We start from the raw sequence: 25,491 nt of genomic DNA on the forward strand, positions 1-25,491 counted from the left end.
ACCCGTCATGACCCGGCCGCTGCCGTGCCCGCCGTCCTCAGCGCGGGACCTCGACCGACGCCAGCACACCGTCCAGGACGCCGTCGGTGGTGACCCCCTCCAGCTCGGCCTCCGGGCGCAGCGCGATGCGGTGCCGCAGGGTGGCCTTGGCCAGGGCCTTGACGTCGTCGGGGGTGACGTAGTCGCGCCCGGACAGCCACGCCCAGGCGCGGCTGGTGCGTAGCAGTGCGGTGGCGCCGCGCGGGGACGCGCCGAGCTGCAGCGAGGGGGAGCGGCGGGTGGCGCGGCACACGTCGACGATGTAGCCCAGGACTTCGGGCGCGACCTTGGTGGCGCCGACGGCCGCGCGGGCGGCGCGCAGCTCGGCGGCCCCGGCCACCGGCCGCAGCCCGGCGCCCTCCAGGTCGCCGGGGTCGAAGCCGGACGCGTGGCGGCCGAGCATCTCCACCTCGTGGTCGCGCTGCGGCAGCGGCACGACGAGCTTGAGCAGGAACCGGTCGAGCTGCGCTTCGGGCAGCGGGTAGGTGCCCTCGTACTCGACCGGGTTCTGGGTGGCGGCCACCACGAACGGGTCGGGCAGCGCCATGGGCCTGCCCTCCACCGTCACCTGCCGCTCCTCCATCGCCTCCAGCAGCGCGGCCTGCGTCTTGGGCGGGGTCCGGTTGATCTCGTCGGCGAGGAAGAGGTTGGTGAAGACGGGGCCGTCGTGGAACTCGAACTTGGCGGTGCGCGCGTCGTAGACCACGGAGCCGGTGACGTCGCCGGGCATCAGGTCCGGGGTGAACTGGACGCGCTTGTGGTCCAGCGACAGTCCGGCCGAGACGGCCCGCACGAGCAGCGTCTTGGCGACACCGGGCACGCCCTCCATCAGCACGTGGCCGCGGCACAGCAGCGCCACGACGAGACCGGTCACGGTCTCCTCCTGGCCGACGACGGCCTTGGAGACCTCGTGGCGCAGTGCGGTCAGCGCCGCCCGCGCCTGTTCGGTGGACGGCTGCCCCGGGGGCTGCCCCTGGTCGGTGTAGGCGGTCACGTCTGGTGTACCTCTCTGCAATCTCCGTGTTCGGCGGCTCGGTGCCCGCGTCGGCGTCCTGTCACCGCAGGCGTTCCTCAAGTCGGTCGAGCTCGTCGGCGAGCCGCACCAGTCCCGGGTCGTCGGCGGTGTACGGGTCGTCCTCCGGCCCACTGGTTGGACCGTACAGCAGGGTGCGCAGCCGCCCCGGCTCGTCCCCGCCGCGCACGGCCACCGCCTCGACGACCGCCTCGGGCGCGGCGTCCGCGCCGAGGCCGAGGGCGGGGCGGACCCGGCCGATGAGCCCGGAACGCAGCGCGGCCCCGGCGCGGTCGCGGGCCCGGCGCGCCGCGTACAGCCGCGCGCGGCCCTCGGTGGTCTCCGCGGCCCGCACGACGACCGGAAGCCGCTCGGCGACCAGCGGCCCCAGGCGGCGGCCCCGCCACACCGCCAGGAGAAGCAGGGTCAGCGCGAGCGGCGCCACCGCCATGCCGAACGAGCGGGGAAGCAGCTCCCACACGTCCTTGCGCTGGCCCGCCGCGGGCACCTCGGGGAGGAACCACACGACGTCGCGGTCCCCGGCGAGGTTGAGGGCCAGCGCCGCGTTGCCCTGGCGGTCCAGCCTGCCGTTGGTGAGCGGGTCGGCCGAGCCGAGTACGGTCGTCATGCCGCCGTCGCGGGCGACCTGGACCAGGGCGTCGCCGCCCTCGGCCGGGTAGCAGCCCACGGCGCCGTCCCCGGTCACCGTGTACAGCTCCCCGCCGGTGTCGGCGGACCCCGCGGCGGCCGCCGCGGGCAGGTCGCAGCCGGGGAGCAGGGTGCGGTCGTCGGTGCCGCCGCCGGTCCGCACACCCGGGGCCAGCTCCCGCAGGGCCGCGGTGGTGGGCAGCACGAGCAGCAGGTCGCCGGGGGCCGCGGAGAGGCGGTCGAGCTCCTCGGGCAGCAGCCGGTGCGAGGACGCCACGACGAGTAGAGAGCCCCGGTGCGTGGCTGCGAGTGCGGTGTCGGTGTCGCGCGCGACGGTGACGCCGGTGCCGCGGTCGCGCAGGATCTCGATGAGCGCCCGGGACCCGTCGGTGCCGGGGTTGTCCGGCTCCAGCGGCCCCGAGCGGGTGGTCTGCGCCCCCAGCGACAGCAGCACCGCGAGCACCACGATGGCGCCGAGGAAGGCGAGCGGGCCGCGCGCCCGGCGCCAGAGCGTGCCGACGCCGACCGAGGTCGAGGTCGAGCCGCCGCCCGGTGCCGTGGCGGCGGGCGGCGGAGGAGGGGGGGGAGCGGTGGTGGTGCTCATCCGGCGGTCCGTGCCTCCCTGTCGCTGCCCTGCTCGTCGGTGTCCCGGTCGCGGCGGCCGCGGTCGACCGGGCGGCTGGCGGCCACCCGCTCGTCGAGCTCCCGCAGCACCCGGTAGCCCTCGGCGGTGGCCGTGCGCTCGCCGTAGGCGACGTCGTTGAACACCCGCGCGGCCGTGAACAGGTCGTCGCGACGGTCCGGCAGCTCCGCGGAGGCCTCGGTGGCCAGCTCGGTGGCGGTCCGGCCGGGCCGGGGAGTGATGATGGCGCGCTCCTCCAGGTCGCGGGTGACCGCCCGGAGGCGCTCGCGGATGGCCTCGGCGTAGTCGCCCGACGCCGCGGACCGCTCGGCGGCGGCGCGGTGGTCGGCCGCGGTGAGCGGTGCGGTGGTGTCGATGCGCACGGCCCGCCGCGCCCGCCGGGCGGGGCGGGCGTAGACGATCATGCCGATGACGACCGCGGCCAGCACGGCGAGGAGAGGTCCCAGCACCCACCAGCCGCCGGGCATCGCCGATTCCATCCGGCCGGTCAGGCTGTCGAGCCACTCGGTGACCCACCCCCACAGCACGTCGAGGAGGGTGGGCTCGGCTTCCCTGTAGGCGCGTTTGGCCAGTTCCTCGCGGGCGAGGCGGGCGCCCTCCTCGCGGGAGAGCTCACCCGCGGCCGCGAGTGCTGCCGCGGCTCCCGCGAGCGCGCCGGTCAAGCCGGGGCTCCGGGGACCCCGCCCGGGTGGTGGCCGGGGTGGTAGGGGCCGGCGGCCGGTGCCGGGTCGGGCAGGTAGATGCCGGCGTCGATCTCGTGGCCGGACTGCGCCGCCGCCTGGAGCTTGAGGTCCAGGCCCTCGCGGCGCATGCGCAGGTCCACGTAGAGGAGCGTGGTGACGCCGACCAGGAAGGGGACGGTGAGGGCTCCGGCGATGACGGTGCCGACGAACGACGCGGCGCCGCCGGCCACGTACGCCCACGTGGCCCCGGGGGCGATGATCGCGGCGACCATCCCGCCCAGGGAGAACGGTGTGGACAGGATGCCGGAGACCAGCCCGGCGATGAAGGTCGCGAGCAGCAGGATGCCGAAGACGCGCCACCAGCTGCCGCGGGTGATCCGCCAGGACCGGGCCAGGGCGCGGCCCGCTCCGAGGTGCTCCAGGACGGCCACGGGCATGGCCAGGGAGGTTCGCACCCAGATCCACGCGCCCAGTGCCATGACCGCGGCCAGGGCGGAGAAGAACAGGGCGAGGCCCACGGCGGCGCCTGCCTCGGTGCCGATGAAGACCGCGGTGACGAGGGAGACGACGAGCAGCACGGTCCAGGCGATGCCGATGAGGGCGAGCAGCAGGGCCACGAGGAGCACCGCGCCGATCCGGCCGCGCGCGGCCGCCCAGGCCTGGCGCATGGTGAGCTTGCGGCCGAGCACGGCGAGGCCCACGACGGCGGCCAGTAGGCCGGTGAGCACCACCTGGCCGATGTAGGACAAGAGCATGCCGGCGTACATCGCGATGAGGGTCCAGGGGGCGAAGGGCAGCACGTCGGGGTCGGCGGCCGGGTCGGCCATGAGCGTGTCGACCCAGGTCCCGTAGTCGCCCATGTAGCCGCCCATGCCGAAGGCACTGACGATGCTGGAGACCGCGATGACGATGACGGCCAGGCCGAACACCGTCTTGGGGTTGTGCCGGATGTAGCCGAACGCACCGTTGAAGATGTCGCCGAGCGTGAGCGGGCGCAGCGCGACGACTCCGGGATTCGGCGGGGGCGGCCCCATGGGGTAGGGGCCGGAACCGGCCATTCGGTACGGCGTCCCGTAGCCGGGAGGAACGGCGCCGTGGCCGGGACCGGCCGGTCCGCCGGGCGCGGCCCAGCCGGGCTGCTGCGGCGGCGGGGGGCCGCCGGGCGGCGTCCAACCCGGCTGGTCCCGGTGGTGTTCGGGGCCTGGGGCGGATGCGGGGTGGCCGGGCGAAGGCGGGCCGCCGGGGGCCGCCCACCCGGGCTGAGCCGGAGGAAACGGGGTGCCGTCGGCCCCGTGGCCAGGGGAGGACCCTGGCGCCTCCCAGGGCTGACCGTCCTCGTGCGACATGCTGCCTCCGTGCTCCTTGCGTCTGCGGCGTCAGTGCCTGCGTCGTGCCGTGCCGTCCGCCGTGGCGTCACCCACGCTATGCCAGATCCGCCCGCTCGTGGGTGTTCCCCCTGTTGCGTGGTCTTTCGCCGTGAATCGGACCGCCGATACCCTTCATTCTTTTTGTATGCTTTCGGTTATCAACCGACCAAGTCGCATACGCTCGGTGAGCAGGTGCTCTGGACGGGGCGGCGAGTCGGACGGCAGGGTGTTCCCGGCGGGAGGGCCCGCGTCGTCGCCGTGACGCAAGCATAAATAGGGAAGATCGCCCCCGGGGCGGCCGATCAGGGGCGACCGGACGCCACGCCGTGCCAGGAGATGGCAAGGTTAGGTGGTGAGTCCGGCCGCGTGCGCAGTGCACAACGACGACTCCCGCACAGGGACCCTGGCAGTAGTGCTCGCAAGAGCTCGCATCAGATCAGTGCCGCTTGAGTGTCCAGAAAGGAGAAGGCGCCGGGCCGCCGCATCCCCGACGGGATGTGCGCCGGGTGCCGGGTACATCGATGAAGGGACGCGTACTGGTCGTCGACGACGACCTCGCTCTCGCTGAAATGTTGGGCATCGTCCTCAGAGGCGAAGGCTTCGAGCCGTCGTTCGTGCACGACGGGGACAAGGCACTGGAGGCGTTCCGCGAGACGAAGCCGGATCTCGTGCTGCTGGACCTCATGCTGCCCGGTGCCGACGGCATCGACGTCTGTCGGCAGATCCGCGCCGAGTCGGGTGTGCCGATCGTGATGCTCACGGCGAAGAGCGACACCGTTGACGTCGTGCTGGGCCTGGAATCCGGGGCCGACGACTACATCGTCAAGCCGTTCAAGCCGAAGGAACTCGTCGCCCGCGTCCGGGTGCGGCTGCGCCGCACCGAGGAGCCGGCGCCCGAGGTGCTGCAGATCGGCGACATCACCATCGACGTCGCCGGGCACTCGGTCCGCCGCGACGGCGAGCCCATCAGCCTCACCCCGCTGGAGTTCGACCTTCTGGTGGCCCTGGCCCGCAAGCCGCGCCAGGTGTTCACCCGCGAGGTCCTGCTCGAACAGGTCTGGGGTTACCGCCACGCGGCCGACACCCGCCTGGTCAACGTCCACGTCCAGCGGCTGCGAGCCAAGATCGAGAAGGACCCGGAGCACCCCGAGGTCGTGGTGACCGTACGCGGCGTCGGGTACAAGGCGGGCACCGCCTGATCCGACCGAGACCACGCACGTGACCAGCAGCAGCACCGACGGCGCACACGCGGCGGACCCGCAGGAGGGCGAGGACGCCGTGCTGTCGCCGTGGCAGCGGGTGCTCGCGCTGCTGCTGCGCGGCTACCTCGCCGCCCAGCGCGCGGCCCGCGGCCTGGTGCGTGCCGTGCACACCCGCTGGCGGCGCTCGCTGGAACTGCGGGTGGTCACCACGACCCTGGTGCTGTCCGCCCTCGTCTCGGCGGGGCTCGGGGTGGTCCTGATCGACCAGGTCAAATCGGGGTTGCTGGAAGCCAAGGAGCAGGCGGCGCTCAACTACCACAAGGCCGGCCTGAAGACCGCGACCGACGTGCTGCAGAACGGCGAGCAGGAGTCCATCGACCCCGACTCCCAGCTGGTCCGGATCATCGACGAGCTGAGCGACCGCAGCGGCGACACCGGCCTGTACGAGGTCGTCATCTTCCCCGCCACCAGCGGACTCTCCGGCTGGGCCACCATCGACCCCGAGAGCGTTCCCGAGCCGCTGCGCGAACGGGTGAGCCAGAGCACCGAGCTCGACGCCCAGTACATGCGCAACACCGAGATCGTCGGCGAGCACGGGCGGGAGCCCGGCCTGGTGGTCGGCGCCCAGCTCTCCCACGTCTACGAGCTCTACTACGTCTTCCCCCTCGACCACGAGCAGCAGATGCTCGACCTGGTGCAGAACACCGTGATCCTGGTGGCCACCGCGCTGGTCATCCTGCTCGCGGTGATCGCCTTCGCCGTCACCCGCCAGGTCGTGATCCCGGTGCGGATGGCCGCGGGGTCGGCCGAGCGGCTGGCCGCGGGCGACCTCAGCGAGCGCATGTCGGTGCGCGGCGAGGACGACCTCGCGCGGCTGGCCATGTCCTTCAACGACATGGCCGGCAACCTGCAGGAGAAGATCCACGAGCTGGAGGAGCTGTCGAAGGTGCAGCGCCAGTTCGTCTCCGACGTCTCCCACGAGCTGCGCACACCGCTGACCACGATCCGCATGGCCGGCGACCTCCTCTACGACGACCGCGAGGACCTCGACCCGACCCAGTCCCGGTCGGTGGAGCTGCTGCAGAGCCAGCTGGAGCGGTTCGAGGAGCTCCTCGGCGACCTGCTGGAGATCAGCAGGCACGACGCCGGCGCGGCGACGCTCGCCATCGAGTCCATGGACATCCGCGACGTGGTCATGAAATCCGTCGGCGACGCCGAGCACATCGCCGAGAAGCGCGGCATCAAGGTCGTGCTGCGGCTCCCGGCCGAGCCGTGCTACGCCGAGTTCGACGCCCGCCGCATCAACCGCATCCTGCGCAACCTCGTCGTCAACGCCATCGAGCACAGCGAGGGCAAGGACGTCATCGTCACGGCGGTGGGCGACCGCGACGCCGTGGCCATCGCCGTGCGCGACTTCGGTGTGGGCCTGAAGGAGGGCGAGGAGCACCTCTGCTTCGACCGCTTCTGGCGGGCCGACCCGGCGCGGGCGCGTACCACCGGCGGCACCGGTCTGGGCCTGTCGATCGCCAAGGAGGACGCGCAGCTGCACGGCGGCTGGCTGCAGGCCTGGGGCAGCCCCGGCAAGGGGTCGCAGTTCCGGCTCTCCCTGCCCCGCAAGGCCGGGCAGGAGCTGCGCGGGTCGCCGCTGCCGCTGGCCCCGCCGGAGATGGCGCTGGGCCGCCGCAGGGTGGGCTACGGCCAGGTGGCCGCGGCGGAGAAGGATCCCGCCCGGCCGACGGGCGGAATGGGGGAGAAACCATGAGCCACGGCCCGGGACGCCTCCGCGCCGCCGCCTCCGGTGCGGTGCTGGCCCTGCTCCTGTCCGCGTGCGCCACCGTGCCCACCGGCGGCCCCGTCGTCGAGGGCGCGGGGCGCGACGGCGAGGCGGGCGACCCCTATGACAACTACGTCCGCATGCTGCCGGCCGGCCCGCAGAAGGGCGTCGGCGAGGAGGGCCTGGTCCGCGGCTTCCTCACCGACATGCGCAGCTTCGAGGACGACCACAACGCCGCCCGCGAGTACCTGATGCCGGCGCGGCGCGGGGACTGGTCGGGCAACGGGCCGGTGCTCATCTACGACGACATGGACGCGGTCTCGCTGTCCGTCGACTCCGGCGGGGACGGTTCGTCGTCGAAGGTGCGGGTGCGCAGCCCGCAGATCGCCACGCTCGACCGCGGCGGGCAGTACCTCCCCGCCGAGCAGGGCAAGATGATCGACGTCACCTTCGAGCTCGCCAGGGACGACGAGGGCGAGTGGCGGATCGTGGACCTGCCCGACGAGCTGCTGCTCGGTCGCCAGGACGTCGACCGCGCCTACCGGCCGCTCAATCTGTACTACTACAACCTCGACCACAGCTCGCTGGTGCCCGACCCGGTGTTCCTCCCGGTCAGCGCCGACAAGCGTGCGATCCGACTGGTGAACAAGCTGGTCAGCGGCCCCACCGACTGGCTCGACCCTGCGGTCGTCTCCTCCTTCCCCGAGGACGCCACTGCGTACGTGGCCTACGACTCGGGCCGGGTCATCGTCGAACTGAGCAGCGAGGAGGGCGGTGGCGACCCCTTCGGCATGGGGGCGCAGCTGGCCTGGACGCTCAAGCAGCTGCCGGAGGTGCAGGGCTTCTCCCTCAGTGTCAACGGCGAGGAGGTCGACTTCCCGCACAACGAGGACGAGAACCTCCAGTCCGGGGACGACTACTGGAACGACATCACCCCGGCGGGCGTCCGCCGCGACCTGAGCGCCTACTTCACCCGCAACGGCCAGCTGTGGTCGCTGACCGGCACCGGGCAGGACGACCGGCAGACCGAGGCCCGGGTCGAGGGCGCGGCCGGCCGCGGCGACACCCCGCTGGAGCGGCACGCGGTCTCGCTGGACGAGCGGCGCGTCGCCGGTGTCGAAGCGGGGCGCGACCGGGTCGTCGGCGCCGACCTGGCGAGCGGCGCCGAGTTCACCCCCCTGCTGACCGGGGGCCACTACACGTCGCTGTCCTGGGACGGCTACGGCAACCTGTGGGTGGTCGAGGACAGCGCCGGCACGTCCGGGAAGAAGAGCAAGGACAAGGGCGGCCGGGACGGCGCCGACGACCGCGACGCCGCGAGGGACCCCGCCACCAGGGTGTGGCTGCTGCGCGGCGGCACCGACCCGGTGGAGGTGGACGCCCCGGCGCTGCGCGACCGAGAAGTGGAGCGGTTGCGCGTATCCCGCGACGGCAGCCGCGTCGCCGTCATCACCTCCGACGGCGAGGACGAGGACGGACGGCTGTTCGTCGGCCGGGTGATCCACGGCGGCGACAAGTCCGCGGTCGGGGCGCTCCTGCCCCTGGCCCAGGAGCTGGCCCGTGTCGCCGACGTCTCCTGGCGGGGCGGCGACCAGCTGGCCGTGGTCGGCCAACGCACCCGCGGGCCCAACCAGGCGTTCCTGGTGTCGCTGGACGGGAGCACCGACACCACCAGCGCCGGGGCGCCCTCGGGCACCGACATGACGACCGTCGCCGCCGCCCCGGGACGGCCGCTGATGTGCAGCACCGAGGACGGCCAGATCATGATGACCGGCGACCGCATCAGCTGGCAGCGCGTCGCCGACGGTGCCAACCCGGTCTATCCCGGCTGACCCCGCCCGTCCACAGGGGGTGGATCGCCCTTGCCGCGGACGCCGCCCTGCGGCGAATCTCGCGGGTATGGAGCCGACGTCGCCACCGCCTGTTCCCGCCGTCCTGTCCGCACTGGTCGACCTGGTACTCGCAGAGCGCTGCGCCGGGTGCGGCCGCACCGGGGCGCTGCTGTGTCCCGGGTGCGCCGATACGCTCGACCACCGCCCCCGCCGCTGCCGCGCCCGTCCGGGGTGTCCGCCGCTGTGGGCGGCGGGCCCTTACGCCGGCTGCGGTCGCGACGTCCTGCTGCGCTTCAAGGACGGCCGCGTCCGCGCCCTGGCCGCGCCGCTGGGCCGGCGGTTGGCGCGGGCGGTGGCCGAGGCCGCACCGGACCGGGCCGGCGTCACTCTGGTCCCGGTTCCGGCGCGGGCCGCGGCGCTGCGCCGCCGCGGGTTCGACCCGGTGGAACTGCTGGCCCGCGCAGCGGCCGAGGAACTGTCGCGGGGCTCGCCGCGGCCGGGTCGGCGCGCGGGGGCGGTGGCGGCGCTGCGGCACCGGCGCCGGGTGGCCGACCAGGTGGGGCTGGGCCGGTCGCGGCGGCGGGAGAACGTGGCCGGGGCGCTGGCCGTGCGCCCGCGTGCGCTGCCCGCGCTCGCCGGTCGGGCGGTGGTCCTGGTGGACGACGTCGTCACCACGGGAGCCACCCTGGCCGAGGCGGCACGCGCGCTGCGTGCCGCGGGGGTGGGGGTGGAGGGGGCCGCTGTGCTCACCGAACGCAGGTAGCCTCGGTGCTGGCCGGAGGGTGCCCCCGCCCGGACCAGGGAGTGGTCAAGAACCTTTTACTCCGGTCCGGGGTCTTCCGACTTCGGTGTAGTACCGGGGGCAGCGGAACGCGCGCGCGGGATCGTCCGGGACGTCGGCACCTGACATCTGAGCGAACTCGGGCTAGCGTTCTTGACATGGCACCCGTCCGGGTCCGTGGTTGCGCTGGAGACGCCGCCCCTCGCCAGGGGCGCGGGTCCGGCAAGCCGATGCCAGGCGCAGGCGAAACGGCCCACGTAAGGCGACTTTTCGTCGACCGATCACGGTGCGCCTTAGAGGTAAGTCCTGCCCCGCAGAGGGTCCGGATGTCCCTCGGGAGCGGGAGAAGGGCAATAGTCGCACATGAGCGCGGCGAAACCCTCAGCAGGCGGATGTGGGGACGAAGACCAGGTCGGCCGGGCGGGTGGCATGTCTTTTCCTGGTGTGCACCGGGTGTCGCCGCGGCCTGCGGACACCGCCGGGTGCCCGCCTCCGGGCGCCCCTGCGCGCCGCACGCCGCCGCCGCGTCCCGTAGCGAACGCAGTCGGCGGCCCGTACCCCCGGCCCACCGCGCCAGGGTGAGGATCCGGTGTGAATTCTCCTGTTTTGAGCTGGACGATTACCGACCTTCGGCAGAGTGAATACCAGGGATCTTGTGGGTATACGACAGATCCAGACCGAGCTGTCATCCCTCGGGGGATGGCGGAGAGGAGGGGCGGGTATCGCGGAGCCCGCCGCGACCAGCGGGGGGCGATAGAACACAGCCTGGCCATCGCTGATGGAGATGGCCAACGCGATGAAGGGGGTCTTGTGGACATCATCGTCAAGGGTCGACGCACAGGTGTCAGCGACAAGTTCCGGCAGCACGTCGAGAACAAGCTGAGCAAGCTCTCCAAGTGGGAGAAGAAGGGTATGAGCGTCGATGTGGAGGTGTCCAAGGAGCGCAACCCGCGCCTCGCCGCCCAGTGCGAGCGGGTTGAACTGACCATCCACTCCAGCGGCCCGGTGATCCGCAGCGAAGCGTCGTCCGACGACCGCTACAGCGCCCTCGACCAGGCGCTGACCCGCATCGAGGCCCGACTGCGCAAGTTGGCCGACCGCCGCAAGGTGCACAGGGGGAACCACGCTCCGGTTTCCGTGGCCGCGGCCACCGCCGGCCTCGCCGACAACCATGTGGCACCCCCCGCGGAATCGGCGGACTCGACCACCCCCGTCCCCTCCCAGACGTCGGGCGGAACCGGTGACACGCTGGCCGAGGACCGGTTCTTCGACGAGTTCGTAGAGCTCGACACCCAGGGGGACGCCCCGGTGATCGTCCGGGAGAAGTTCCACCACGCCAAACCGATGAGCATCGACCAGGCCCTGATGGAGATGGAGCTCGTGGGCCACGACTTCTACCTGTTCCACGACGAGCAGAAGGACGCGCCCAGCGTCGTCTACCGCCGGAAGGGCTTCAACTACGGCGTCCTGCGCCTGATGGACTGACCCTCGACCGATTCGTGTGGAGTGACGGTGTGCCGCGGCGGGTTCGACCGCCGCGGCACACCGCTGGTGCGGGGGGGCGCGCGGACCGGTGCCGGTGCCCGGAGTGCTCACCCCTCGCCGTCGGTGCCCCGCAGGATGCCGCGGTCGTGCTGCTTGATCTTGTGCAGCGGCGTCTCGTGCGGCTCCTCGGGTTCGTAGTGCGGGGGGTCGAGCACCACGTCGGTGAGGATGTCGGTGACGATGCACAGCACGAAGCCCACGAGCATCAGCGCGAGGCCGGCTCCCATCAGCCACCAGTCCACGCCCATCACGATGGACAGTCCGCCCAGGGCGAAACCGACGGTGAGGAGGGCGACCGCCACCCACGACCCCAGGCGGCCGCGGTGGCTCCCCTTGTCGGTCCAGACGCCGCCTTCCGCCTGGTATCCGCGGATGTAGGGCTGCGGGTGCGGCTGTCCAGTCATGGCTTTCTCCCCCTTGTATCCCCCTCGTGGCCTGCGGCATAAGGGAGGATGGAAAAAACAAGACCCCTCCTTCGGTGGATAACCTCCCCCATAGAGGGCTAAACCCGACAGGGTGCCCGATGCGGCCACGGCGCGGACGCACGAAGGGCCGTTGAGGCAATAGGCTTGCCTACAGTGGAAGGCTGCGGGTAGAGGATCCGTTCCGCCGCGAGGACATGGCGGGCCACGATCTGCGAGGAGCGCATTAGAAGTGCCAGGCATACTCGATAAGGTCCTCCGCGCAGGTGAGGGAAAGATCCTGCGCAAGCTCAAGAAGCTGAAGGACCAGACCAACTCGATCGAGGACGACTTCGTCGACCTCAGCGACGCCGAGCTGCGCGAGCTCACCGATGAGTACCGGCAGCGCCTCGACGACGGCGAAACGCTCGACGACCTGCTGCCCGAGGCCTTCGCCACGGTGCGGGAGGCCGCCAAGCGCACGCTGGGGCAGCGCCCCTTCGACGTGCAGATCATGGGCGCTGCGGCCCTGCACCTCGGCAACATCGCCGAGATGAAGACCGGTGAGGGCAAGACCCTGACCTCCGCGCTGGCCGTCTACCTCAACGCGCTGGCCGGCAAGGGCGTGCACGTCGTCACCGTCAACGACTACCTGGCCAAGCGCGACGCCGAGAACATGGGCCGGATCCACCAGTTCCTCGGGCTGGAGATCGCCGTGATCGCGCCGGAGATGTCGAACGAGGCCCGGCGCGCCGCCTACCAGGCCGACATCACCTACGGCACCAACAACGAGTTCGGCTTCGACTACCTGCGCGACAACATGGCCCTGTCGCTCGACGACACCGTCCAGCGCGGCCACAACTTCGCGATCGTCGACGAGGTCGACTCCATCCTCATCGACGAGGCCCGCACCCCGCTCATCATCAGCGGCCCGGCCGAGCAGAACTCCCGCTGGTACGCGGAGTTCGCCAAGATCGCCCCGCGCCTGCGCCGCGAGACCGACTACGAGGTCGACGAGAAGAAGCGCACCGTCGGCATCACCGAGTCGGGTGTGGCCAAGGTGGAGGACTGGCTCGGCATCGAGAACCTGTACGAGTCGGTCAACACCCCGCTCATCAGCTTCCTGAACAACTCGCTGAAGGCCAAGGAGCTCTACCGGCGCGACAAGGAGTACATCGTCAAGGACGGCGAAGTGCTCATCGTCGACGAGTTCACCGGGCGCGTGCTGCGCGGCCGCCGCTACAACGAGGGCATGCACCAGGCCATCGAGGCCAAGGAGAAGGTGCGGATCAAGGACGAGAACCAGACGCTCGCCAAGGTCACCCTGCAGAACTACTTCCGCATGTACGAGAAGCTCGCGGGCATGACCGGTACCGCGGCCACCGAGGCGGCGGAGTTCAGCCAGACCTACAAGATCGGCGTCGTCCCCATCCCGACGAACATGCCGATGATCCGCAACGACGACCGCGACGTCGTCTACAAGACCGAAGAGGCCAAGTTCGAGGCCGTCGTCGAGGACATCGCCGAGCGCCACAAGGAGGGCCAGCCGGTCCTCGTGGGCACGACCAGCGTGGAGAAGTCCGAGCTGCTGTCGAAGATGCTCAAGCGCGAGGGCGTCCCGCACGAGGTGCTCAACGCGAAGAACCACGCGCGGGAGGCCTCCATCATCGCCCGCGCCGGCAAGCTCGGCGCCGTCACGGTCGCCACCAACATGGCCGGCCGCGGTACCGACATCATGCTCGGCGGCAACCCCGACTTCATCGCCGACGAGGAGCTCCAGGCCCGCGGGCTGCAGCCGCTGGAGACCCCCGAGGAGTACGAGGCGGCCTGGCCGGAGGCGCTGGAGAAGGCCAAGAAGGCCTACGAGGAGGAGCACGAGAAGGTCGTCGACGCCGGCGGGCTCTATGTGCTGGGCACCGAGCGCCACGAGTCGCGGCGCATCGACAACCAGCTGCGCGGCCGCTCCGGCCGCCAGGGCGACCCCGGGCTGTCGCGCTTCTACCTCTCGCTCCAGGACGACCTGATGCGGCTGTTCAACAGCGCCCGGGTCGAGATCATCATGGAGCGCCTCAACATCCCCGAGGACCAGCCGATCGAGTCGGGCGTCGTCAGCAAGGCGATCCAGTCGGCCCAGTCCCAGGTGGAGCAGCAGAACTTCGAGATCCGCAAGAACGTCCTGAAGTACGACGAGGTCCTCAACCGGCAGCGCCAGGTCATCTACGCCGAGCGCCGCAAGGTCCTCGAAGGCGCCGACCTGCGTGAGCAGGTCGAGGCGATGATGGAGGACGTCCTGGCGGGCTACGTCCGCCTGGCCACCGCCGAGGGCGACCCTGAGGACTGGGACCTCGACAAGCTGTGGAAGGCGTTCAAGCAGGTCTACCCGATCGGGTTCACCGTCGACGAGCTCATCGACGAGAACGGCGGCGACCTGCGCACGCTCACCGCCGACATCATCCTGGAGCGGGTCACCGAGGACGCTCAGGCGGCCTACCGGCGCCGCGAGGAGGAGCTCGGCGAGGAGACCATGCGCGAGGTCGAGCGCCGGGTGATCCTGCAGGTCATGGACCGCAAGTGGCGTGAGCACCTGTACGAGATGGACTACCTCCAGGAGGGCATCGGCCTGCGTGCCATGGCGCAGCGCAACCCGCTGATCGAGTACCAGCGGGAGGGCTACGACATGTTCCAGGAGATGCTGGAGGGCATCAAGGAGGAGTCGGTCGGCTTCCTCTTCAACGTCGAGGTGCAGGTCAAGGGGCGCCCCACCGAGGTGACGGCGGCCGGAGCGGCGGCCACGGCCGCGGCCGCCGGTGCGGTCATCACCGCCGAGCCCGAGGGGGAGGAGAAGGAGGCGGAGGCCGCCGAGAAGCCGGCCGAAGCCGAAGCCGCCCCCGAACCCGAGGACGTCGTCGTCCCCGGCTTCGGTGAGAACCGCCCGAGCCACCTGCAGTACACGGCGCCGAGTGAGACCGGTGGGGTGGAGAAGCACACCGAGGCCACCCGTGCCGCCGACCCGTACGCCGGGACCGGCCGCAATGCGCCCTGCCCCTGCGGGTCGGGCAAGAAGTACAAGAAGTGCCACGGCGACCCGAAGGGCACCGCCGCCTAACGGGGGCACGCCGGCAAGAGAGGGTGGGGTCCCGCGACCGCGGGACCCCACCCTCTTCTTTCGATGGTCTCGGCGGCGTGTACCGAATACGGGCGATCATCCGGTGCACGTCGCCGAGACCATCGGACGAGGGGCGGGGCCGCGTGTGCGGCGCCCGCCCCTCGTCACTTCGTCACGCGCGACGTCGTCATGCGGTCACGGCGACCTCGGTGAGCCGCCGGATTCGGGCTTCTCGGTGGCGGCCGCCTCCGGAAGGTTGTCGGGGTTCACGGCGACCGAGGGGTTCTCCTCGATCGGCTCGCGTCCCGGCGTGGGCAGGTTCAGCTTCGTGATCAGCAGGTAGAAGATCCCGAAGTACAGGAAGAAGTACAGGACCCCCATCGCGAGGATGAAGACCAGCCCGGTGGTGTTCGACTTCGTCGCGTTGAACGCCATGTCGATCAACCCGGCCGAGAAGCCGAACCCGAGGTGGGCGTCGAGCGCGTTGAGCACCGACATGGAGATGCCGGTCAGCACGACGTGCACGCCGAACAGGATCGGCGCCACGAAGATGAACGCGTACTCGATGGGCTCGGTGATACCGGTGACGAACGCGGTGAGCGCCGCCGGGATCATGATGGAGCCGATCGCGGCCCGCTGCGACTTGTGGGCGCACATCCACATCGCCAGCGCGGCGCCGGGCAGACCGAACATCAGCACCGGGAAGAACCCTGAGAGGAAGCCCCCGGCGGTGGGGTCACCGGCGTAGTAGCGGAAGATCTCGCCGTGCACGGTGCCGTCGGGGCCCTCATAGGAGCCGAACACGAACCACACCACGGAGTTGACGATGTGGTGCAGGCCGAAGGGGAGCAGCAGCCGGTTGATCATGCCGTAGACGCCGGCGCCGACCGCGCCCGCGCCCATGATCCACTCGCCCAGGTCGTTGAGGAGCCCGCCCAGCGTCGGCCAGACCAGGCCGAAGACCAGGGCGAGCAGCATCGCGGCCAGCGCCGTGACGATCGGGACGAACCTGCGGCCGCCGAAGAAGCCCAGCCACGTGGGCAGCTTGATCTTGTAGTACCGCTGCCAGAGCAGGGCGGCGACGATACCGATGAGGATGCCGCCGAGGACGTCGGTGGGGTTCTTGGCGCCCCAGTCGATCACCGGGCCGTCGGCCGTGGCGAGGGTGACCCGCTCGCCCATCTCGCCGCCGGCGTTGAAGAAGAGCAGCTTGGTGACGCGGTCGAAGACGATGTAGCCGACGACGGCGGCCAGTGCGGTGGAGCCGTCGGCGCGCTTGGCGAACCCGATGGCCACACCGACCGCGAACAGCAGCGGCATGGCCTGGAAGATGGCGTCGCCGGCGGTGCCGACGACATCGGCGACAGGGGACATCCAGTGCATGCCCGACAGCCCGCCCAGGCCGTCGGAGCCCAGCAGGTCGTCCTGGCCGAGCCGGAGCAGGATCGCCGCGGCCGGGAGTACGGCGATCGGCATCATCAGGCTGCGGCCGATGCGCTGCAGGATCGCCAGCGCCTTCGACGATGATTTCGGTGCGGCGGTTGAGCCGCCTGATGCGGCTGGTGCGGAGCTCACCGCGGGGCCTCCCTAGGGAACGACATGGTGGTCGATTCGGATGTGTGCGGGGTGCGCGCAGGGGCGTGCACGGCGTGAGGACGCAGGTGGATCGGATGGTGAATGCGGGGTGGGACGGGTCGGGGCCGGCCTCAGCCGCCGTTCTGCCGCGGGTCCAGGCGGGAGTGCAGCTGGTAGCGGTCGGCCCGGTAGGTGGAGATCGCCAGCTCGACGCAGGCGCCCTTGCCGAAACTCCGGCGCTGCATCGACAGCACCGGGCTTCCGTGCGGCAGACCCAGCAGCCGGGCGTCCGCGGCGTCGCAGATCCCGGCCTCGATGGTCTGCTCACCGGAGTCGAGGAGGATGCCGAACTCCTGCTCCAGTATCTGGTACAGGGAGCGGCCGGACAGCGAGTAGGAGTCGAGGTTCGGGGCGATGGAGACGGGGATGTTGGATCGCTCCACCGCCATGGGTTCGTCGTCGGCGGTGCGCAGCCGCTCGATGTGGTGGACGGGCGACCCCGGCGGGATGTCCATCATCCGGGCGATGTGCCCGCTGGCCGGGATGATGCGCCGGATGAGGTCGCGGGCGCCCGGCCGGTAGCCGCGCGCCAGCATGTCCTGGGTGAAGGACGCCAGCGCCAGGGACATCTCGATCTTCGGCCGGGCCACGAACGTCCCCTTGCCGGGGACCCGGTACAGCTTGCCCTCGGAGCAGAGCAGGTCGATCGTCTGGCGGACCGTCATCCGGGACAGGTCGTAGCGTGCCCCGAGTTCGCGTTCGGAGGGGACGGGGTCGTCCACCGAGAGGCCCGTCTCAACGATCCAGTCGAGCAGGAGATCCCGGAGCTGAAGGTACTTCGGGACGGGGCTCGCGGGGTCGATCGCCATGGGTGTGGGTGCCTGTTCGGTCGTGTGACATTCTGGTATGACTGGTATAGGCCGGACTAGACCACAGTGTGGTCGCATGTGTCAATATAGACGACGTGCACACGGCTTAACACCCTTCAAGCCTGCATACGTGCTGCTCAGCGCCGCCACCCCCGGCCCCGCGGCACGGCCGGTGGACCGATGATGGGAACTTGTCAGATGACGACCACAACGAGCGTGATGCGCTCGGAGATCGCGCAACAGCCCGAGGCGTTGCGGACCACCCTCGACGCCCTGCTCCCCATGGCGGGCGAGATCGAACGGCTCGCCCGGGAGACCCGGCAGGTGCTGTTCATCGCCCGCGGCTCCTCCGACAACGCGGCCGTTTACGGCAGCTACCTGGTTCAGGCGCACGGAGGCCGCCTCACCACCCTGGCCTCGCCGTCCATCGCCACCACGTACCACGCGAAGATGGACCTCTCGGGCGTTCTGGCCGTGGCCATCTCCCAGTCCGGGCGGACGGAGGAGATCGTCGACACCATGCGATGGGCCGCCGAGTGCGGTGCCCGCACCGTCGGCATCACCAACGGCGCCGGCTCGCCCCTGACCGAGGCGGCGGACGTCGCCCTGGTCACCCGGGCCGGAAACGAACTGGCCGTCCCCGCGACCAAGACCTACACCACCCAGCTCGCCGCGCTCGCCGTCCTGGCCCTCGGGCTCGGCGCCGACCTCGACGCGGGTCGGCTGCGCGGGGTCCCCGACACCATCGAGGAGGTTCTGGCCCAGCCGACCGACCGGCTCGACGCGATCGTCGAGCGCCTCATCGGTGTCAAGGGCGCGGTCATCTCCGGGCGCGGTATGGCGTTCTCGACGGCGCTGGAGGCCGCGCTCAAGCTCAAGGAGGCGTGCTACCTGCACGCCATGGGCCTGTCCTACGCCGACCTGCTGCACGGCCCGATCGCCGTCGTCGACCGCGACACCCCCGCGATCCTCGTCGCGGCGAACTCCGGACCCACGCTGCCCGGCACGGTCGCCCTGGCCGAACGCGTCGCCGCGGCGGGCGCCCCCGCCTACGGCATCGGCGGCGGCGCGGCCCTCGCGGGGGCGTGCGACCTGGCGGTGCCCATGCCGGACGTGCCCGAGTGGCTGGCGCCGATCAGCCTCATCGTGCCCGCCCAGCTGATCACCGAGCAGCTCGCCCGGAGGCTCGGCTACAACCCCGACGCCCCCCGGGGCCTGGGCAAGGTGACCCAGACGTCCTAGGCGCGACCTGCGCCGGGACCTAAGCTCTGGGGTAATCCGCACCGATTTCCTCGCACACGGGCCGCAACGGCCCGTCGCACCACATCACGGAGGTACACATGGCCGACAAGGCAGCCGCGATCCTCGCGGGTCTGGGCGGTGCCGGCAACATCGAAGACATCGAGGCGTGCATCACGCGCCTGCGCACCGAGGTCGGCGACCCCGCCAAGGTCGACGAGGCGGCGCTGAAGGCGGCCGGCGCCCACGGCGTCCTGGTCTCCGGCAACGTGGTGCAGGTCGTGGTCGGCCCCGAAGCCGACGCGCTCAACGACGACATCGCCGACCTGCTCGACTGACATCCGCGCGACCGCGGGCGCGGCCGCCCACCCGCGCCGCGCCCGTCGGCAGCGCATTCACCACCCTCTACCTTCCAGGAGGCAACCCGTGCTCAGCGTGCTCTCGCCCGCCCCGGGCGCAGCCGTGGCGCTCTCCGCGGTGCCCGATCCCGTCTTCGCGCAGGGCATGGTCGGCCCGGGAGTGGCCGTGGTGCCGATCGCCGAGCCACAGGAGGCGGTCGCGCCCATCAGCGGCAAGATCATCAAGCTCCACCCGCACGCCTTCGTCGTCGTCGACCGCGAAGGCCGGGGCGTCCTCGTCCACCTGGGCATCGACACGGTCAAGCTCGACGGAAAGGGCTTCGAGAAGCTCGCCGCCGAGGGCGACGAGGTCGAGGCGGGCACACCGCTGATCCGCTGGAACCCCGGCGAGGTCGCCGCCGAGGGGCTGTCCGCCATCGTCCCCGTCGTCGCCCTCGATGCCGAGAGCGAGGTCGTGTCCGACGCGGCCACCGGCGATGTGGCGCAGGGCGGCCGGCTGTTCCGGTGGGCATGAACCCCACCGCGGACCGCACGCCCCGCGCGGCCCTGTTCGACCTGGACGGAACGCTGATCAACAGCGAACCCCGATCCATGGCGACCTGGTCGCGCCTACTGGACATGTACAACGTGCCCTACGACACGGCCACCCTGCACCGGTTCATGGGCCGCCGCGGACCGGACGTGATCGCCGAGGACCCCGCACTGTTCCCCGGCGTGACCTGGGACGTCCTGCTCGCCGAGATTCAGGAGATCGGGCGCGACCCCGACCTGCCGCCGGTGGCCGAGCTACCGGCGTCGGTGGAGTTCGTGCACCGCCTGCACACCCGGGGCGTCCCCTTCGCCCTGGTCACGTCGGCCGGACGGGAATGGGCCGAGCGAGCGTTGACCATGTTGGGCGTGCGTTCGCTGTTCCGCGGCGTGGTGGCGGCCAGCGACGTCACCACGGGCAAACCCGACCCGGAGGGATTCCTCGCCGGGGCGGAGATCCTGGGCCACGCCCCCGAACACATCGTCGTGTTCGAGGACACCCCCGCCGGGATCGAGGCCGCACGGCGCGCCGGGATGCGCGCCGTCGGTATCACCACCACGCACGAGAGCTCGGCCCTGCGAGACGCGGACCTCATCGTCGACCACCTGACCGAGGTCGACTGGCCGCGACTCGGCCGGCGCTCTTGATGCGACCGATACGAGACAGTGAGGAGCGACCAGTGGCAGAACGCCGGGTCAAAGTCGAGTCCGAGGTCGGGCTGCACGCCCGCCCCGCCGCCCTGTTCGTCGAAGCGGCATCCACGGCGAGCGGCGACGTGACCGTGAGCAAGGACGGCGGTGCCCCCGTCTCCGCCAAGAGCATCCTGGCCATCATGGGCCTCGACGTGCGCAACGGCGACGAGATCACCATCACCGCCGACGGCGACGACGCCGAAACGCTGCTCGACCGCCTGGTCGAGATCGCCAACGCCGGCTAGTGGGAGCGACCAGCCGTGCGGAAAGACCGGCCCTCGGGCGCGGAGAAGCCTTCGGGAGGAGCCATGGGTGACACACTGAGCGGGGTCGGGGTCAGCTCCGGTGTCGGGTACGCCCCGGCGCTGCGGCTGTCCCGCGCCACCCCCGAGCCGTCGGCCGATGCCCGGCACGACGGCGACGCCGACGCCGAGATCCGGCGCGCCGCCGACGCCATGGAGGAGACGGCGCGCGACCTGACCGCGCGCGGCGAGCGCGCCGGCGGCGCCGCCCGGGAGGTACTGGCCGCCCAGGCGCTGATGGCCCGCGACCCCGCGCTCGCCGACGACGTCAAGCGGCGGATCGGCGAGGGAGCCACAGCGGCGCGTGCCGTGTCCGAGGCCATGGCGGTCTACCGGGACATGCTGGCCGGCGCGGGCGACTATCTCGCCGCCCGCGTCGCCGACCTCGACGACGTGCGCGACCGCATCGTCGCGCGGCTGCTCGGCGTCCCGGTGCCCGGCATCCCCGACTCCGAGACACCGTTCGTGCTGGTCGCCGCCGACCTCGCCCCCGCCGACACGGCGTTGCTCGACCCCGAGCGCGTCGTCGCCTTCGTCACCCGCGAGGGCGGGCCGACCAGCCACACCGCGATCCTCGCCCGTTCGCTGGGGCTTCCGGCGGTGGTCGCCTGCGCGGGCGCCGACGGCATCGTCGACGGGACGCCGCTGCTGGTCGACGGCGTGACCGGCCAGGTGATGGCCGAGCCGGGCGAGGAGCAGGTGGCGGACGCCCGGGCCACCGCCGCGGCGCGCGAAGCGGCGGCGGCCCGGATCACGGGCCCGGGCCGCACCTCCGACGGCCACCCGGTGCCGCTGCTGGCCAACATCGGCGGCCCGCAGGACCTCCCCGCCGCCCTGGAGAACGGCGCCGAGGGTGTGGGCCTGTACCGGACCGAGTTCCTCTTCCTGGACCGGGCGGACGCGCCGGGCCACGACGAGCAGGTCGCCGTCTACCGGACGGTGCTGGAGGCCTTCCCCGGCGGCAAGGTCATCGTCCGCACCCTGGACGCCGGGGCCGACAAGCCGCTGGCGTTCCTCCCTGCCCCCGCGGCCGAACCCAACCCTGCCCTGGGCGAGCGTGGCCTGCGGATGCTGCGCCGCCACCCCCTCACGCTGGAGGCGCAGCTGGCGGCGCTGGCCGAGGCCCAGCGCAGCACCGACGCGCAGGCGTACGTCATGGCGCCGATGGTCACCGACGTCGAGGACGCCGAGTGGTTCACGGCCGCCGCGGCGAAGGCGGGCATCGAGCACGCCGGCATCATGGTCGAGGTACCGGCGGCCGCACTGCGCGCCCGCCACCTCGCGGGAGCCGCCGACTTCTTCAGCATCGGCACCAACGACCTCACCCAGTACACCTGTGCCGCCGACCGGGAGGTGGGCGGGCTCAGCCGCTTCCAGGACCCCTGGCAGCCGGGGGTCCTGGAGCTGGTCGCGGCGACCGCCGCGGCGGCCGGGCAGGCCGGGCGCCCGTGCGGCGTCTGCGGCGAAGCCGCCGCCGACCCGGTCCTCGCCTGCGTCCTGGTCGGCCTGGGGGTGACGTCCCTGTCGATGGGCGCCACCGCCCTGCCCATGGTGCGCGCCGCCCTGGCGCGCACCTCGCTGGCCGAATGCCGGGAGGCGGCCCGGACCGCCGTGGACGCCCGCACCGCCGAGGAGGCCGCGAGCCGCGCCCGCGGCCACCTCCCCGGCCTGGCCGACCTGGGCCTGTAACCGAGGGGCGATCGGGGGCGTCCTGCAGCGGCAGGGCGCCCCCGCGGCTATCGTGGACCGGGTTCCCCCCGCCGTCCCCCGCCACACCCGTACCCGCTTTGCCATCTCCTCGCAGCCGCCACGTTCGCCGCTGTCCGATCCGCCCGAGAGACGATCATGAGACTGTGCCCCACCCTCGCCCCGCTCGGCGTGGGCCTGCTGCTGCTCACCACCGCCTGCACCGGGGGCGGAGGGACGTCCGGTCCGGACCTGCCCGACCTGCCCGACGGTGAGATCCCGGCCGCCGAGGAGCAGCGGATCGCCGAGAACCTGCTGTCGGACATGGACACCCGGGACAAGGTCGGCCAGCTACTCGTGCTCACCGCCTCCGGCACCACCGCCGAGGCCGACACCCAGGCCATCGCGGACTACCGCCCCGGCGGGTTCATCTACTTCCCGGAGAACCTCGAATCGGCCGAGCAGATCGCCACGCTCTCCAACGGCCTCCAGGGGCTCGCCTCCGACGCGGGAGCGGGCATCCCCCTGCTCCTCGGTATCGACCAGGAGCAGGGGCTGGTCACCCGGCTCACCCTCGGCGCGCACTTCCCCGACGCCATGGCGGTCGGCGCCACCGGCGACACCGAGCACGCCCGGACCCTCGCGCGCACGACCGCCGCCGAGCTCGCCGCCCTGGGCATCAACCTCGACTACGCGCCGGTCGCCGACGTCAATTCCGAGCCCGACAACCCCGTCATCGGCATCCGCTCGTTCGGCTCCGACCCCGACGCGGTCGCCGAGATGGCGATCGCCGAGGCCGAGGCGTTCGAGGAGGGCGGCGTCGTCCCGGTCGTCAAGCACTTCCCCGGGCACGGCGACACCGACGTCGACAGCCACACCGGCCTGCCCACCATCGACAAGAGCCGGGAGGACTGGGAGAAGACCGACCTTCCGCCGTTCCGCGCCGCCGTCGACGCGGGCGTGGACGCCATCATGACCGCCCACGTCGTCATGCCGCAGCTCGACGACTCCGGTGCACCGGCCACCCTCTCGGAGGACATCATCGGCGGCATCCTCCGCGACGAACTCGGCTACGACGGCGTCGTCACCACCGACGCGCTGAACATGGAGGGGGTCCGCCAGGCCCACGACGACGGCGAGAACGCCGTGCGCGCCATCCTCGCCGGAGCCGACCAGCTGCTGATGCCGCCGGACCCCGCGGCCGCCGTCGACGCCGTCACCGAGGCCGTCGATGAGGGGCGGATCGGCCAGGAGCGCCTGGACGAGTCGGTGCTGCGCGTCCTCAAGCTCAAGATCCGCCGCGGCGTCATCGGCGCCCAGCCGGTCGACCCCGGTGCCGCGGCCGCCGCCGTCGGCTCGGAAAAGGACCGGGAGGCGGCCCAGCGCGTCGCCGACGCCTCGATGACCCTCCTCCGCAATGAGGGCGGCGTGCTGCCGCTCCGCGAGGGCGCCAGGGTCCACGTCACCGGCAGCGGGGCCGAGACGATCGGCAGCGAACTGCGCAGCCTCGGCTACACCCTCGCCGACTCACCCGGTGCGGCCGACGTCACCGTCGTGGGTACGGCGGACGCGCGCCGCGACAGCGAGCAGCGGGCGCTCCTCTCCGGCGCCGCGTCGGCGGGCACCCCGGTGGTGGCCGTCGCCCAGGGCACCCCCTACGACCTCGCCGCCTTCCCGGACGTCGACGCCTACCTCGCCACCTACTCCGCGGTCGACGCCTCCCGGATCGCCGCAGCCCGGGCCCTGGCCGGAGAAGTCGAACCCCAGGGCCGACTCCCGGTCGACATCCCCGACACCGATCTCACCACCGGCGCGGGGCTCGGCTACGCGACCGACTGACCCCCCACCCCCACCCCCAGCCCCCACTCCCGTTCGTTGATCTCGGGGATATCGGGGTGAAATTCGCCCGGGAGGCCCCGATATCCCCGAGATCAACGGGGCGATCGGTCGGTCACGCGCTTGATCTCCTGTCGGGCGAGCGACCGCAGGTGGACCTCGTCGGGGCCGTCGAAGATGCGCATGGCCCGGGCGTGCGCGTACATCAGGGCGAGCGGGAAGTCGTCGCTGACCCCGGCCCCGCCATGGACCTGGATGGCCCGGTCGATGACGTCCACGGCCACCCGCGGCGCGGCGACCTTGATCGCGGCGATCTCGGTCCGTGCCCCCTCGGCGCCCCGGTGGTCGATCAACCACGCCGTCTTGAGGACGAGCAGCCGGGCCTGCTCGATGGCCAGCCTGGACTCGGCGATCTGCTGGCGCACCACACCCTGGCGCGCCAGCGGCCCGCCGAACGCGACCCGCTCGGCGGCGCGGCGGACCGTCAGCTCCAGTGCCCGCTCGGCCATGCCGATGGCGCGCATGCAGTGGTGGACGCGGCCCGGGCCGAGGCGCGCCTGAGCGATCGCGAAACCCTCGCCCTCCCCGGCGATCAGGTTGGCGGCGGGGACGCGGACGTCGGTGAACCGGAGCTCGCAGTGGCCCTCCTGGTCCTCGAATCCGAAGACGGGCAGGGTGCGCACGATCTGCAGGCCGGGGGTGTCACGGGGGACCAGGATCATCGACTGGCGCCGGTGGGCGGGGGCGTCGGGGTCGGTCTGCCCCATGACGATGAACACGGCGCAGCGGGGGTCGGCCGCGCCGCTGATCCACCACTTGCGGCCGTTGACCACGTAGTCGTCCCCGTCACGCTTCATGGAGGTGGCGATGTTGGTGGCGTCGGAGGACGCCACGTCGGGCTCGGTCATCGCGAACGCCGACCGGATACGGCCGTCCAGCAGCGGGTCGAGCCAGCGCTCGCGCTGCTCGGCGGTGCCGAACATGTGCAGCACCTCCATGTTGCCGGTGTCGGGCGCCGAGCAGTTCAGCGCCTGCGGGGCGAGCACGGGGGAACGGCCGGTGAGTTCGGCCAGCGGGGCGTAGTCGGTGACGCTCAGGCCGCCGACGTCGGGAAGGAAGAGGTTCCACAGGCCGCGGCGGCGGGCCTCGGCCTTCAACTCCTCCATCACCGGCGGGAGGGTGTGGTCGTCGCGACCTGCCTCGGCGCGCTGCCGCTGGTAGACGGGCTCGGCGGGGTAGACGTGGGCGTCCATGAACTCCTGCAGGTTGGCCAGGTGGTCGCGGGCCGCGGGGCTGAGTTCGAAGTCCATGAGCCGAGTATGCCACCCGACCGACCGGTCGGTACCTCCGGGGCGGGTGCGTCCCATCGCC

Annotated in this window: 21 protein-coding genes; 13 read left to right on the top strand and 8 right to left on the bottom strand. The window is 72.0% G+C overall.

Going from position 1 to position 25,491, the window contains the following annotated elements; translation table 11 throughout:
• Positions 1 to 37: 37 nt before the first annotated feature.
• The 4 genes from HNR23_RS00985 to HNR23_RS01000 form a co-directional block, all read right to left on the bottom strand.
• The gene (locus tag HNR23_RS00985; protein ID WP_184072565.1) at positions 38 to 1,033 is read right to left on the bottom strand and encodes an AAA family ATPase; all 996 of its coding nucleotides are present in this window, start codon (positions 1,031 to 1,033) and stop codon (positions 38 to 40) included.
• A 61-nt stretch (positions 1,034 to 1,094) separates the two neighbouring features.
• A complete protein-coding gene (locus tag HNR23_RS00990) occupies positions 1,095 to 2,303 on the bottom strand; it encodes a DUF4350 domain-containing protein (RefSeq protein WP_184072567.1) in 1,209 nt (402 codons plus the stop codon).
• Positions 2,300 to 3,004 (bottom strand): DUF4129 domain-containing protein, encoded by a 705-nt coding sequence (locus HNR23_RS00995; protein WP_184072570.1) that lies wholly within the window; start codon positions 3,002 to 3,004, stop codon positions 2,300 to 2,302. The genes HNR23_RS00990 and HNR23_RS00995 overlap by 4 nt, the downstream gene beginning before the upstream one ends.
• Positions 3,001 to 4,083: a glycerophosphoryl diester phosphodiesterase membrane domain-containing protein gene (locus tag HNR23_RS01000; RefSeq protein WP_246421519.1), complete on the bottom strand. Its 1,083-nt coding sequence runs from the start codon at positions 4,081 to 4,083 to the stop codon at positions 3,001 to 3,003. Before HNR23_RS01000 ends, HNR23_RS00995 begins: the two co-directional genes overlap by 4 nt.
• 830 nt (positions 4,084 to 4,913) lie before the next feature.
• On the opposite strand from HNR23_RS01000, the gene mtrA reads away from it, so the two are divergent.
• The 5 genes from mtrA to hpf all read left to right on the top strand — a co-directional run bounded on the left by mtrA (position 4,914) and on the right by hpf (position 11,466).
• On the top strand, positions 4,914 to 5,591 hold the full coding sequence (gene mtrA, locus HNR23_RS01005) for an MtrAB system response regulator MtrA (RefSeq protein WP_067963433.1): 678 nt from the start codon (positions 4,914 to 4,916) through the stop codon (positions 5,589 to 5,591).
• Positions 5,592 to 5,610: 19 nt separating this feature from the next.
• Positions 5,611 to 7,356, top strand: coding sequence for an MtrAB system histidine kinase MtrB (gene mtrB, locus HNR23_RS01010; protein ID WP_184072572.1), 1,746 nt, complete (start codon positions 5,611 to 5,613; stop codon positions 7,354 to 7,356).
• Entirely contained in the window at positions 7,353 to 9,200 is a 1,848-nt protein-coding gene (locus HNR23_RS01015; protein WP_184072574.1) for an LpqB family beta-propeller domain-containing protein, read from the top strand. Before mtrB ends, HNR23_RS01015 begins: the two co-directional genes overlap by 4 nt.
• Before the next feature lie 67 nt (positions 9,201 to 9,267).
• Positions 9,268 to 9,963: a ComF family protein gene (locus HNR23_RS01020; RefSeq protein ID WP_184072576.1), complete on the top strand. Its 696-nt coding sequence runs from the start codon at positions 9,268 to 9,270 to the stop codon at positions 9,961 to 9,963.
• A gap of 828 nt (positions 9,964 to 10,791) precedes the next feature.
• Positions 10,792 to 11,466 carry a ribosome hibernation-promoting factor, HPF/YfiA family gene (gene hpf, locus HNR23_RS01025; protein WP_184072578.1) on the top strand — a complete coding sequence of 225 codons (675 nt, stop codon included), beginning with the start codon at positions 10,792 to 10,794 and terminating at the stop codon, positions 11,464 to 11,466.
• 107 nt (positions 11,467 to 11,573) lie between these two features.
• Here the strand turns inward: hpf and HNR23_RS01030 are convergent, their stop codons facing one another.
• Positions 11,574 to 11,930, bottom strand: a complete 357-nt coding sequence (locus tag HNR23_RS01030; RefSeq protein WP_184072580.1) for a hypothetical protein — start codon at positions 11,928 to 11,930, stop codon at positions 11,574 to 11,576.
• A 250-nt stretch (positions 11,931 to 12,180) separates the two neighbouring features.
• Here HNR23_RS01030 and secA point away from each other — a divergent pair, with 250 nt between their 5' ends.
• Positions 12,181 to 15,033, top strand: coding sequence for a preprotein translocase subunit SecA (secA, locus tag HNR23_RS01035; RefSeq protein WP_184072582.1), 2,853 nt, complete (start codon positions 12,181 to 12,183; stop codon positions 15,031 to 15,033).
• Between the two features lie 195 nt (positions 15,034 to 15,228).
• Here the strand turns inward: secA and HNR23_RS01040 are convergent, their stop codons facing one another.
• Both HNR23_RS01040 and HNR23_RS01045 read right to left on the bottom strand, forming a co-directional pair.
• Entirely contained in the window at positions 15,229 to 16,608 is a 1,380-nt protein-coding gene (locus HNR23_RS01040) for a PTS transporter subunit EIIC (RefSeq protein ID WP_184072584.1), read from the bottom strand.
• A gap of 131 nt (positions 16,609 to 16,739) precedes the next feature.
• Positions 16,740 to 17,477 carry a GntR family transcriptional regulator gene (locus HNR23_RS01045; protein ID WP_184072586.1) on the bottom strand — a complete coding sequence of 246 codons (738 nt, stop codon included), beginning with the start codon at positions 17,475 to 17,477 and terminating at the stop codon, positions 16,740 to 16,742.
• Between the two features lie 198 nt (positions 17,478 to 17,675).
• Here HNR23_RS01045 and HNR23_RS01050 point away from each other — a divergent pair, with 198 nt between their 5' ends.
• The 7 genes from HNR23_RS01050 to HNR23_RS01080 all read left to right on the top strand — a co-directional run bounded on the left by HNR23_RS01050 (position 17,676) and on the right by HNR23_RS01080 (position 24,123).
• Positions 17,676 to 18,719, top strand: a complete 1,044-nt coding sequence (locus HNR23_RS01050; RefSeq protein ID WP_184072588.1) for an SIS domain-containing protein — start codon at positions 17,676 to 17,678, stop codon at positions 18,717 to 18,719.
• A gap of 83 nt (positions 18,720 to 18,802) precedes the next feature.
• The gene (locus tag HNR23_RS01055) at positions 18,803 to 19,054 is read left to right on the top strand and encodes a PTS glucose/sucrose transporter subunit IIB (protein ID WP_343070728.1); all 252 of its coding nucleotides are present in this window, start codon (positions 18,803 to 18,805) and stop codon (positions 19,052 to 19,054) included.
• A gap of 88 nt (positions 19,055 to 19,142) precedes the next feature.
• Complete coding sequence (locus HNR23_RS01060) at positions 19,143 to 19,589, top strand: glucose PTS transporter subunit IIA (protein ID WP_184072592.1); 447 nt, start codon at positions 19,143 to 19,145, stop codon at positions 19,587 to 19,589.
• On the top strand, positions 19,586 to 20,251 hold the full coding sequence (locus HNR23_RS01065; protein WP_184072594.1) for an HAD family hydrolase: 666 nt from the start codon (positions 19,586 to 19,588) through the stop codon (positions 20,249 to 20,251). Before HNR23_RS01060 ends, HNR23_RS01065 begins: the two co-directional genes overlap by 4 nt.
• 32 nt (positions 20,252 to 20,283) lie before the next feature.
• Positions 20,284 to 20,541, top strand: coding sequence for an HPr family phosphocarrier protein (locus HNR23_RS01070; RefSeq protein WP_184072596.1), 258 nt, complete (start codon positions 20,284 to 20,286; stop codon positions 20,539 to 20,541).
• Between the two features lie 63 nt (positions 20,542 to 20,604).
• A complete protein-coding gene (ptsP, locus tag HNR23_RS01075) occupies positions 20,605 to 22,287 on the top strand; it encodes a phosphoenolpyruvate--protein phosphotransferase (protein WP_184072598.1) in 1,683 nt (560 codons plus the stop codon).
• Between the two features lie 156 nt (positions 22,288 to 22,443).
• Positions 22,444 to 24,123, top strand: a complete 1,680-nt coding sequence (locus HNR23_RS01080) for a glycoside hydrolase family 3 protein (protein ID WP_184072600.1) — start codon at positions 22,444 to 22,446, stop codon at positions 24,121 to 24,123.
• Between the two features lie 92 nt (positions 24,124 to 24,215).
• Here HNR23_RS01080 and HNR23_RS01085 read toward each other — a convergent pair whose 3' ends face one another.
• The gene (locus HNR23_RS01085) at positions 24,216 to 25,430 is read right to left on the bottom strand and encodes an acyl-CoA dehydrogenase family protein (RefSeq protein WP_184072602.1); all 1,215 of its coding nucleotides are present in this window, start codon (positions 25,428 to 25,430) and stop codon (positions 24,216 to 24,218) included.
• Positions 25,431 to 25,491 lie beyond the last annotated feature (61 nt).

Origin of the sequence: Nocardiopsis mwathae (genome assembly GCF_014201195.1) — a bacterium.
GTDB classification, from domain to species: Bacteria; Actinomycetota; Actinomycetes; order Streptosporangiales; family Streptosporangiaceae; genus Nocardiopsis_C; species Nocardiopsis_C mwathae.